Raw genomic sequence first — 11,683 nt, forward strand, 5'->3', positions numbered from 1 at the left:
CAAAAATGAGCGCAGAAGTCCTGGTAGAGGCACTGCCTTATATTCAGGAATATGCAGGTAAAATTATCGTTGTAAAATACGGCGGAAACGCCATGATTAATGAAGATTTAAAGCAGGCGGTGATCGAGGATATCGTCCTTTTAAATCTGGTAGGAATCAAGGTCGTGCTGGTACACGGCGGCGGTCCGGAGATTTCGGAGATGCTCAAAAAAACCGGAAAAGAGTCTAAATTTGTCAAAGGTCTGCGCTACACAGACCGCGAGACGATGGATATTGTCCAGATGATTCTCTGCGGCAAGGTTAACAAAAACCTTGTTTCCCTGTTTGAGAAAGCAGGCGGACATGCCGTTGGTCTGGGCGGCATGGACGGCGGACTCTTCAAGGCGATCCAGTTAGTCGATCCGGATGGAACGGAATACGGCTATGTGGGAGATATTAAAGAAGTCAATGAGCAAGTCGTTCTCGATGTTTTAAATGAGGGCTTTATCCCGGTTGTTTCCTCCGTGGCAGCAGGCATGGACGAGGAGACAAACTATAACATCAATGCAGATACGGCAGCGGAGAAGCTGGCGGTGGCACTGAAAGCGAAAAAACTGATTCTTCTGACGGATGTATGCGGTCTGATGCGCGATCCGAAAGACGATTCGACACTGATTCCGAGACTGAAAGTTTCTGAGGTTCCGGCGCTTATCAAAGAGGGTGTGATCTCCGGCGGCATGATTCCGAAGGTAGACTGCTGTGTTGAGGCAGTACGCCAGGGTGTAGAACGTGCCAATATCCAGGATGGTCGTGTGCCGCACTCGATTCTGGTCGAGCTTTTGAGCGATGACGGTGTAGGAACCATGTTCTCGTAAACAAAGTTTGAAAGATGCATGGAGGATTTTTATGACATTTGAAGAAATCAAACAGGGCGAAGAAACTTATATTATGCATACATACGGCCGCTTTCCGATTGCGCTGGATCACGGAAAAGGCGCGACGCTGTGGGATACGGAGGGAAAGAAATACATTGATCTGACCTCCGGCATCGGTGTCAACAGTCTTGGTCATGACAACGATGCGCTGACGACTGCGGTATCGGAGCAGGCACATAAGCTGATGCACGCCTGCAACCTGTATTACACCGAGCCGATGGTGCAGGCAGCAAAGAAGTTGGTCGATGCAGCCGGAATGGGAAAAATCTTTTTTGCAAACTCCGGTGCGGAAGCCAACGAGGGTATGATCAAGCTGGCAAGAAAGTATTCCTTTGACAAATACGGCGAGGGAAGAAATAAGATTATCACGCTGAAACAGTCCTTCCACGGACGTACCGTGACAACATTAAAGGCAACCGGACAGGACAAGTTTCATCAGTATTTCTTCCCATTCACGGAAGGATTTGATTATGCGGCAGCCAATGATATCGAAGACATGAAGCGCAAGATTGATGATACGACCTGCGCTGTCATGATGGAGATGATTCAGGGCGAGGGCGGCGTCCTTCCGCTTGATAAGAAATTTGTACAGGCAACTGCCGAGATCTGCAAGGAGAAGGACATCCTGCTTCTGATTGACGAGGTTCAGACGGGCATCGGACGTACCGGAAGCCTGTTCTGCTATGAGCAGTACGGCGTTCAGCCGAACATCATCAGTATGGCCAAGGGACTCGGCGGCGGTGTTCCGATCGGTGCTGTCATGGCGGATAAGAAATGCCAGGATGTACTGGGCGCCGGTACGCACGGTACAACCTTCGGCGGCAATCCGCTCTGCTGTGCGGCTGCCAATACCGTATTAGATATCGTAAATAAGCCGGAATTCCTGAAATCGGTTCAGGAAAAGGGCGAGTACCTGAAAAAGGAGATTTTAGCGATCGGTTCTCCAAAGGTAAAGACTGTTCGCGGCATGGGATTGATGTTAGGCATCGTAGTGGACAAAGATGAGAGAGCTGCGATGGTCAGTCAGTTGATGGAAAAAGGCGTCCTGGTCCTGACAGCCGGTACAGAGGCGATCCGTCTGCTTCCGCCGCTTGTCATCACGAAAGAGGAGATGGACGAGGCAATCGCTGCTATGAGGGAGGTATTTTAGACATGAAGCATTTATTAAAGCTGTTAGACTGCACACCGGAGGAGATTACCTCGATCCTGGATCTGGCAGATCAGTTAAAATATGAACGAAAACATCACATTTCACATCGTCTTCTGGAGGGCAAATCTATCGGCCTGATTTTCCAGAAGTCATCCACCCGTACCAGAGTTTCCTTTGAGACAGGTATGTTCCAGCTCGGCGGACAGGCACTGTTCCTTTCCTCCCGCGACTTACAGATCGGACGCGGTGAGCCGGTACAGGATACCGCACGCGTACTGTCCCGTTATCTGGACGGCATCATGATCCGTACCTATGAGCAGAAAGAAGTGGAGGATCTGGCAAAATACGGTTCTATCCCGATCATCAACGGTCTGACTGATTTCTGCCATCCGTGCCAGGTACTGGCTGACCTGATGACGATCCGTGAGAAATACGGCGTACTGAAAGGGCTCAAGATGTGTTACATCGGCGACGGCAACAACATGGCGAACTCCCTGATCGTAGGCGGTCTGAAATCGGATATGCAGGTATCTATCGCAACTCCGGATAATTACCGTCCGGCGAAAGAAGTGCTGGATTTCGCAGCTGGCAATGACGCATTTACACTGGTAAATGATCCGATCAAGGCAGTGGAAAATGCAGACGTTGTCATCACAGATACATGGACTTCCATGGGTCAGGAAGAAGAGAAGAAGATCCGCCAGCAGGCATTCCAGGGATATCAGATCAATGATGAACTGATGGCTGCGGCAAAACCGGGGGCGATGGTAATGCACTGTCTGCCGGCTTACCGTGGACAGGAGATTACCGAGAAGATCTTTGAAGAACATGCGTCTGAGATCTTTGAAGAGGCGGAAAACCGGTTGCATGCCCAGAAGGCGGTTATGGTTACGCTGATGAAATAGAAATATATAGAAATGCATAAAAATGGCAAGGTGACGCGCCAGAAGCCAAATGCCCTCCGTTGCGGTTTCGGAGCCGGTAACACTAGGCTTGCATAGATTTGTTAAAAGCAGAGTCCAAAATACAAACTCGCTTCGCTCAGACAGGTGTATTTTGAACTCTAACACAAATCTCTGCGAGCCAAGAGTTACCAAGACTCCTGCAAATGCAACGGAGGGCATTTGGCTTCTGGCGCTGTATGTTGTATGCTTTTTGGGGTGTTTAAAAGGTGGAAATGTATGTTATAATTGGCATAAATAGTACAATATAAAAAATTTAGCAGATTAAGAAAATTTTAGGAGGTATCAGTATGACAAAAGAGGAGATTTCAGCGCGTCAGCAGCAGGCGGCTCAGTTTCATGGAATGGGGTATAATTGTGCCCAGTCGGTGGCGTGTGCGTTTGCGGATAAGGTGGATTTGGACAAGGTGGCGCTGTTTAAGGTGACGGAGGGGCTTGGTCTTGGCATGGGCGGCATGAATGGTACCTGTGGGGCCATTTCGGCGGCGGCTGTGCTGGCGGGGCTGAAGGATAGTACCGGGGATCTGGAGCTGGCGAATTCGAAGGCGGTTTCTTATAAGGATGCCAGAGAGTGCATCGCGCGTTTCCTTGAGAAGAACCAGAGCGTGGTCTGTAGGGATTTGAAGGGTGTGGAAACAGGAAATGTGCTGCGTGCCTGTCCAGACTGCATCAGCGATGCGGTGGAGATTATCGGAGAAGTATTGTTCTAATATATCCTCACAAATTGGCACGTTTGAAACTGCAAGTGCCGTACAGCAACGCGCGGGCAGCCGATTTTGTTACTGTTCACGCATACGTGCCCAGTAACGGAATTTGCCGTGGCTTCGCATTTAAATACGGCAAATTCCTGCTGCCACCACGTTTTCTTACGGCACTTTCGGTTCCAAAAGTGCCTACCTGTGAACAGTAACCCGATTTTGCCGATGATAAAGAAAAATTCGAAAATAGGATTGACAACTTAAAAACATAGTGGTAAACTATGAAAAAATTAAATACGACACTATAAAGTCAATGAACAAAACGAGTACATACAGAGGTACATCACAGAGAGCCGGGCTTGGTGGAAACCGGTATGAAGGGCTGTATGGAATGGATTTGGGAGATGCGAGGTGAAAGAGTGATTCGAGTAGCTGCAGCCGTAGCTCTGCGTTAAAGGGTAGGGTATCGAGAGCATATCTGATTTCGCATTATCAATCACGTCTATGTTTTCCGTACCGTAGAATGAGTCAGACTGGATGGCAGATATTTTCCATTGTGTGAGAATATCTGCTTTTTATATATAAAGTTTGAAGGTCTGAGAACAGGGGTGGCACCACGATATTTGTTTATTCGTCCCCGGCGCAGGAGTTTGTCTGCGCCGGGGATTTTATATTTCGTTGGGAATCAAAATCAGCGAGAGCCAGGATGGCGGAAAGGGAGAGTATTATGAGAAAAATGAATGGATTTGGAATGATGGCAAAAAGAGGCACAGCAGCAGCGATGGCAGCGGCAATGGCACTGACGATGGCAGGCTGTGGCGGCTCGAATGCGGCAGAGACGACAGCAGTGGCGGATTCTGAGGCGGCTTCTGAAAATGGAGATGCATCGGAGGCAGCGGCCAGCGAAGCAAAGGGCGATATCAAGGTTGGCGTGATCCAGATGATTGATAACGGTGCATTTGCAGATATGCGCGATGGTTTCTCGGAGGAGCTGACTGAAAAATATACAGGTGGTAAAGTCGATATTGTTTACAAAAATGCACAGGGCGATGCGGCAGCGCTGAATACCATCTGCCAGGAGATGGCAGACAGCGGTGTTGACCTGATTGCAACGATTGCGACTCCGGCGACCCAAGCGATGGTAAACCTGGAGACGGATATTCCGGTATTCTTTATCGCTGTTTCCAATCCGGTCGGCGCGGGTGTCATTACCGATATGGAAAAGCCGGATAAGAATGCAACCGGTACTTCCAATGCGATTCCGGTTGAGGATATTTTCGCACTGAGCGATAAGCTGACACCAGATTGTAAGACCTACGGAATGTTGTATAATACAAGCGAGATCAATTCCGTCAGCACCGTGGAGAATGCAAAAAAATATTTAGACGATCAGGGACTTTCCTATAAAGAGGCGGTTGTTACGAACTCATCTGAAGTACAGCAGGCGGCACAGTCTTTAGCGGGCGAGGTTGACGCGATTTTCGTACCGAATGACAGTGTCATCCAGAGTGCAATGCCGATGGTAACGGAAGTGGCAAGAGATGCGAAGATTCCGGTATACGGAAGTTCTGCTGTTATGGTTGATTCTGGCGCATTTGCAACGATTGCAATCAGCGACACCGAGATCGGCGCACAGACCGCGGATATGGCGCTGGAATACTTAAACGGAACTGCGATTGAGGACATTGCAGCTGTTGTGGTACCGGCTTCCAATATGGTAATTAACCAGGATACAGCGGATGCACTGGGAATCACATTCTCGGATGAGGTGCAGAACGAGGCAACCTTTGTAAAGGATGTGGAGTAAGATATATAGCAATCTGGCTGGTACGCACATTCATTGATTGTGGAAATTTGCGGAGTAATTACAAACGAACTTGAAAATAGGAGGAAGCACACATGACACTGGTGATCGGATCCCTGCAGTTGGGATTTTTATATGGAATACTGGCGCTTGGAATATACGTCACATTCCGCATTTTAAATATTCCGGATCTGACGGCGGAGGGGAGCTTTACGCTGGGACTGGCAGCCTCGGCGGTCTGCACGCTGGCGGGGCATCCGGTTGCCGGGATCGTGGCAGCAGCTGTGGCCGGGGCGCTGGCAGGCTGTGTGACAGGCGTACTCCAGACGAAGATGGGGATTCATGCGGTATTAGCTGGCATCCTCACAATGTGCGGGCTTTACACCATCAACCTGATTGTGATGGGAAGCAGCCCGAATATTTCCCTCATCAATGTTCCGACCATATTTAAAGCGGCAGAAAGCCTGGGACTTTCAAAAGAGGCGGCAAGACTCGTGATTGCGATCGCGGCAGCAGCAGTCTGCCTGGTGCTGCTGATTCTTTTCTTCCGGACGCATCTGGGACTCTGCATCCGGGCGACGGGCGATAATGAGGCGATGGTGAGCGCGTCCTCCATCAATGTAGACGCGATGAAAATCACGACGCTGGCATTCAGCAATGCACTGGTAGCGGTCAGCGGCGGTCTGATTGCCCAGTATCAGGGATTTGCAGATGTAAACTCCGGTTCCGGTATGCTGGTCGTAGGTCTGGCATCGGTCATCATTGGCGAAGTGATTGTTGGAAAAAGAGGTCTGGAAATCGGATTTTTTTCCTCGATTTTCGGTTCGATCATCTACCGTTATATCATCGCAGCGGCAACCAAGAGCCAGATTTTTCCGGCATATGCGTTAAAACTGGTATCAGCGTGCATCGTAGCGGCGGCGCTGGCGCTTCCGGCGATCCGTTATCAGATGGGGCTTTCAAAGATGAAGCGGACGAGAGAAAGAGATATGTGTGAACAATAACCTGGAAAGCAGTTACAAACAGGGATAAAAGATGGAGATGTACTATGTTAGATGTAAAACAGGCAACCAAAGTATTTTCCGCTGGTACGGCGAGCGAGCACCATGCTTTGAACGGACTGGACCTGCATCTGGATGATGGGGAGTTTGTGACGATCATCGGTTCCAACGGAGCGGGAAAATCGACGCTTTTTAATGCGATCTGCGGCAATTACTGGCTGGATCAGGGACAGATTTTCCTGGATGGTCAGGATATCACTTTTCTGTCGGAGCATCGTAGGGCGCGCCAGATCGGGCGCGTGTTCCAGGATCCGATGAAAGGAACGGCGCCACATCTGACGATCGAGGAAAATCTGGCGCTGGCATATACCCGGAAGGATCGGAAGCCATTTCGAAGTGCGGTCCGCAAACAGGAAAAGGATCTATTCCGGACAGAGCTTGAGAAGTACCATATGGATCTGGAAAATCGTATGAAGACGAAGGTAGGGCTTCTGTCAGGTGGTCAGAGACAGGTTGTGACGCTTCTCATGTGTACGCTTGTCATGCCAAAACTCCTTCTTCTGGATGAGCACACGGCAGCGCTTGACCCGGCGACGGCGGATAAGGTCATGGAGATCACGCGGTCGGTTGTGTCGGAAAACCATCTGACGACGCTGATGATCACCCACAATCTGTCGCAGGCGCTCACGACCGGAAATCGGACGATCATGCTCGATGAAGGGCGGATCATCCTGGATCTGGGCGGTGAGGAGAGAGCGAAAATGGGGGTGAATGACCTTTTAGACTGCTATGCGGAGAAAAAGAAGAAGGCATTTGATAATGACCGGATGATGCTGGCGTAGAAGATAAAACGAAATGGGGATGTAAAAAAATTCGATTAAGTTTTTACATCCCCATTTTGGTTAGGGACTTATTTCACAGCCCCTTAAATTTTTCTTAGAATACATCTAAATCCTGTCCATTTACAACGGCACCTTCATATCCGGCATCACGGATTTCCTGCAAAATGGCGGTGTTTCTGCGCGCCATCTCAGCCTCGACATCGCGGGTGTTGTCCTGGATTTCCATGTGATAGATACGGTGGTAGGTAACCAGAAGCCGCGGGTGCGCTTTGGCGGCAATCTTTGCCAGATCAACGCTGAGAGTGTGAACTTCCTGGTGGTATTTCTGCCATTTTGGCTCTCTGGCGGAGAGTCCGGCGGTGTACTCGACCTCATGGAGGAGAATATCGCAGCCTTCCGCTTTCTGCGCCACGATCTCAAGCGGAGCCGTGTCACCGCTGATCACGATCACCTTATCCGGTGTTGTAAACTTAAATCCGTAGCTTTCAAGCGTACCGTGGCTGACTGGAAATGCCTCAACCGTCACGCGGTCATCCTGATAAATGATACCAGGCTGGATATCGGTAGTTTCGACTTTGTAGCCATTTTCGTTGGCTTTTTCAAAGCCGTGGATACGGAAGTCGATGTCCGTTTCATATGCTTTTAAAATATGTTCGGTCATGTTCTGGATGCCTTTTGGACCGAATACTTTCAGCGGCTTCGGGCGTTCCAGCACCCACGGGGTAAAAATGAGATCCGGATAGCCGGCCGTGTGGTCGGTGTGCAGATGTGTGCAGAATGCGATCATCAGCCGGTCCGGGCGCAGGGCATCAATTCCCTGTTGGTATGCTTTCGCCGCCTGACGGACAACGCCAGGACCAAAATCTACAAGATAAGCGCGGTCGCCTACGACAACTGCAGAAGAAGGACCGCTGGCATTCGGGCAGGCATTCGGGGTACCGGTTCCGAGAAGTACAAGCTTTGTTTCCATCATAAATATTCATCTCCTAAATTCATATGTAATATATTTTGCGCGAAATCATGAAAAAAGTTCGGGCAAATTAGATGTGTTCAGCCTTTGCACAGGTAAACACTGTGTCAAAGGCTGAATATATGTTTCGATCCTTTTGTTTTCATCAAGAGAAAGGTTTAATTTTGAGCGCCGTCTGTATGCCGGATGGAGATTCCCGTAAATCCATAGAAAATACTGAACAAAGGTGTTAAGTACAGTAAGAACAGGTATGGGAAGAATATTGACCAGGCAACGCCGAGGGTTCCAGACATGTATACACAGTAACCGTGCCACGGAATCATCGGACCGGATAAAGTACCTGCGTCCTCAAGGGTACGAGAAAGGATTTCTGGTGCGATTTTTCTGGATTTGAACAGCGGTTTCATCATATTTCCAGTCAGGACGTGGGACATCGGCTGGGAACAGCTGATTAAGCTGGTTACATAGCCGACTAAAAGGCTTGCTGCAATCAGGCTGCCATCGCTGTTGATGTGATTTACGATGGCGTTTAAGAGATTGCCGAGAACGCCGAGGCGATCCAGCATACCGCCCATACCAACTGCAAAGCAGATGATTGCCACATACTGAAGCATGCTGCTCATACCGCCGCGGTTTAAGATGGTCTGTAAAATACCTTCCTCAATGCTGGTACTGTATCCGTTGTAAGCAACACGGATGATACTCTGCAAAGTTGCGCCCTGATAGAAGAAAGAGACAGCTCCGGCGCAGATGGCGGAAAGACCAAGGGAGACAACCGCGTTTACTTTGCATAAAAGCAGAATAATGATTGCGATGGCTGGCAGCAGAGTGATGAAGCCAAGTTTAAACTCACCTTGCAGGGCATCGATGTATGTCAGAAGATTTCCATTTTCATAGTTTCCTGAAGTCTGGCTGATGCCAAGAATTACAAAGAGAACCAGGCTGATGACAAAGGTCGGAAGCGTGGTCCAGAGCATGGAACGCACGTGGTCGTTTAATTTAGAGCCAGCAACCGCTGGAGCCAGGTTGGTTGTGTCGGAAAGCGGGCTTAATTTGTCACCGAACATCGCGCCGCAGATGACAGCACCTGCCACCATGCCAGGATGGATGCCCATCGCGTTGCCGATCGCCATCATGGCAACACCGGCACTGCCGACGGAACCGTAGGAGGTTCCGGTCACAAGGCTTAATACGGCACAGAAAATCAGGGTCAGAGGCAGCAGCCAGGTCGGGTTGATCAGTTTTAAACCGCCGACAATGATGGTTGCAATCGTGCCGCTTTGCAGCCAGGTACCGATCATGACGCCGATTGCCATGAGCAGGCACAAGGTAGGAACGACAACCCGGATCGCGTCGTAAGCGCCGTTTACAACATGCTCATAATTTATGCGTAATACCTTACAAAACAGATAGATGATGATCCAGCTCATAAATAGTCCAATCATCGGTCCGCCCGTTTTCAGCCGGATGCAGACTGCAACCGCTCCGATGATCAGGAGCAGAAGCAGAAGCGACTGAGGCATGTTTAATTTTTTGTCTTCGCTCATAACATAGTTCCTCCCTAATGTGAAAGTCGTGCTTTTTTGAATTTAATGCGTTGAGGTTTAACGCGTTAAATTGTAAATTTATTTTCATTATACAGAATAATTCCGAAAAAATCAACCGTAGGAATAATATTTATTTGGCTCAAGGGAGAAGAGGTGCAGGTGATGTTCCGTGATGTGAAGAATTATGATATAATGGCAGAATTACTTAAAAATTTGACAGGAGAATGTTATGGAACAGAGGATTCAGTTATCGGATCATTTCGGTTTTGGGAGATTGATCCGGTTTACAATTCCATCTATTTTAATGATGATTTTTACCTCCATTTACGGAGTGGTAGATGGATATTTTGTATCGAATTTTGTAGGAAAAACGCCGTTTGCGGCGGTCAATTTCATTATGCCGTTTCTGATGGTCGTAGGTGCCATGGGATTTATGTTCGGCACGGGTGGAAGTGCCCTGATCGCCCGGATTATGGGCGAGGGCAGGCGTGAGAAGGCGCAGGAGATTTTTTCCCTTCTGATCGCTGCGACCTTTGTTTCTGGTCTGGTAATTGCGGTTATCAGTATTCTGTTTTTACCGCAGATCGCTGCCTTTCTTGGCGCGAAGGGAGAGATGCTGGCGGACTGCATCCGGTATGGACGGATCATTCTGGTGGCGCTTCCGTTTTTAATGTTGCAGTATGCGTTTGGCAGCCTTTCCGTGACGGCGGAGAAGCCGAAGCTGGGGCTGATTGTAACGATCATTTCGGGTGTGCTTAATATGACGGGAGATGTTCTGTTCATGGGAGTGTTCCATTGGGGAATTGCCGGAGCGGCGATGGCGACTGCGATGGGACAGATCATAGGAGGAACGATACCGCTGGTTTATTTCCTGCGGAAGAACAGCAGCAGCCTCCGCCTTCGCAGACCAAAGTGGGATGGAGGAGCGCTCAGACGTGCCTGCACCAACGGTGTATCGGAATTGATGAGCAGTATTTCCATGTCCATTGTCGGCATGCTGTATAACGCGCAGCTGATGCGCTACGCGGGAGAAAACGGAGTCGCAGCTTACGGAACCATCATGTATGTGGACTTTATTTTCCTTGCGATTTTCATCGGTTATGCGACCGGCGTAGCTCCGGTTATCAGCTATCACTACGGCGCAGGAAATAAAAAGGAGTTAAATAACCTGCTAAAGCGCAGTGTGCTTCTGATCGCGGCGGCGTCTCTGAGCATGCTGCTGCTGTCCGAGGTGATGGCGGCACCGTTGGCAGCTATTTTCGTAGGATATGATGCCGGGCTTCTGGACATGACGGTACATGCGTATTCCATTTATGCGGTTTCGTTCTTATTCTGCGGTTTCTCCATTTTCAGTTCCGCCTTTTTTACGGCGCTGGGAGATGGACTGACCTCGGCGCTGATAGCATTTTTGCGTACTCTTGTGTTTGAAAGTGCATCGGTTATCATTCTGCCGCTGCTCCTGGGCTTGAACGGAATCTGGGGTGCAATTATCGTGGCGGAATGTATGTCCGTGACGGTGTCAGTTATCTTTTTGGTGGCGAAGAGAAGGAGGTATCAATATTTTTAGGACAATAAGCGGGAATCCTCGGCAATTCAATTACCGAGATGAAAGCGCAGGAGTGTGCATATCTGCACAATGCAAATAGTATAATAATTCTCATCCTTTGATAGTAATGCCGTAACCGGCATACAATAAAAACGAAAATATGTTCGAATAATAATTGCGTATTACACTTCAATATGATATACTATATGTATGAAAGGAAATCTGATACATTATAGAACTTGCGTGTGT

At 49.0% G+C, this 11,683-nt stretch carries 10 protein-coding genes and 1 other annotated feature; of the genes, 8 read left to right on the plus strand and 2 right to left on the minus strand.

Going from position 1 to position 11,683, the window contains the following annotated elements:
- Positions 1-5 precede the first annotated feature (5 nt).
- The 7 genes from argB (at position 6) to DWX68_RS04495 (ending at position 7,371) form a co-directional block, all read left to right on the plus strand.
- Positions 6-854 carry an acetylglutamate kinase gene (argB, locus tag DWX68_RS04465; protein WP_243027530.1) on the plus strand — a complete coding sequence of 283 codons (849 nt, stop codon included), beginning with the start codon at positions 6-8 and terminating at the stop codon, positions 852-854.
- Positions 855-885: 31 nt separating this feature from the next.
- Positions 886-2,064, plus strand: a complete 1,179-nt coding sequence (locus DWX68_RS04470; RefSeq protein WP_118628703.1) for an aspartate aminotransferase family protein — start codon at positions 886-888, stop codon at positions 2,062-2,064.
- A 2-nt stretch (positions 2,065-2,066) separates the two neighbouring features.
- The gene (argF, locus tag DWX68_RS04475) at positions 2,067-2,969 is read left to right on the plus strand and encodes an ornithine carbamoyltransferase (RefSeq protein ID WP_022358782.1); all 903 of its coding nucleotides are present in this window, start codon (positions 2,067-2,069) and stop codon (positions 2,967-2,969) included.
- 347 nt (positions 2,970-3,316) lie between these two features.
- Positions 3,317-3,736: a C-GCAxxG-C-C family protein gene (locus DWX68_RS04480; RefSeq protein WP_118628704.1), complete on the plus strand. Its 420-nt coding sequence runs from the start codon at positions 3,317-3,319 to the stop codon at positions 3,734-3,736.
- 292 nt (positions 3,737-4,028) lie between these two features.
- Positions 4,029-4,366: a binding site (T-box leader), on the plus strand.
- Positions 4,367-4,451: 85 nt separating this feature from the next.
- A complete protein-coding gene (locus DWX68_RS04485) occupies positions 4,452-5,531 on the plus strand; it encodes an ABC transporter substrate-binding protein (RefSeq protein WP_243027540.1) in 1,080 nt (359 codons plus the stop codon).
- A 92-nt stretch (positions 5,532-5,623) separates the two neighbouring features.
- Positions 5,624-6,532 (plus strand): ABC transporter permease, encoded by a 909-nt coding sequence (locus tag DWX68_RS04490; RefSeq protein WP_118628705.1) that lies wholly within the window; start codon positions 5,624-5,626, stop codon positions 6,530-6,532.
- A 44-nt stretch (positions 6,533-6,576) separates the two neighbouring features.
- Positions 6,577-7,371 (plus strand): ATP-binding cassette domain-containing protein, encoded by a 795-nt coding sequence (locus tag DWX68_RS04495; protein WP_118628706.1) that lies wholly within the window; start codon positions 6,577-6,579, stop codon positions 7,369-7,371.
- Positions 7,372-7,465: 94 nt separating this feature from the next.
- Here the strand turns inward: DWX68_RS04495 and DWX68_RS04500 are convergent, their stop codons facing one another.
- A complete protein-coding gene (locus tag DWX68_RS04500; RefSeq protein WP_022358555.1) occupies positions 7,466-8,344 on the minus strand; it encodes an MBL fold metallo-hydrolase in 879 nt (292 codons plus the stop codon).
- A gap of 155 nt (positions 8,345-8,499) precedes the next feature.
- Positions 8,500-9,888: a Na+/H+ antiporter NhaC gene (gene nhaC, locus DWX68_RS04505; RefSeq protein WP_118628707.1), complete on the minus strand. Its 1,389-nt coding sequence runs from the start codon at positions 9,886-9,888 to the stop codon at positions 8,500-8,502.
- Between the two features lie 229 nt (positions 9,889-10,117).
- On the opposite strand from nhaC, the gene DWX68_RS04510 reads away from it, so the two are divergent.
- The gene (locus tag DWX68_RS04510) at positions 10,118-11,455 is read left to right on the plus strand and encodes an MATE family efflux transporter (RefSeq protein ID WP_118468077.1); all 1,338 of its coding nucleotides are present in this window, start codon (positions 10,118-10,120) and stop codon (positions 11,453-11,455) included.
- The last annotated feature ends 228 nt before the right edge of the window (positions 11,456-11,683 follow it).

It is taken from the genome of Clostridium sp. AF20-7, assembly GCF_003479275.1.
GTDB lineage: Bacteria > Bacillota > Clostridia > Lachnospirales > Lachnospiraceae > Otoolea > Otoolea fessa.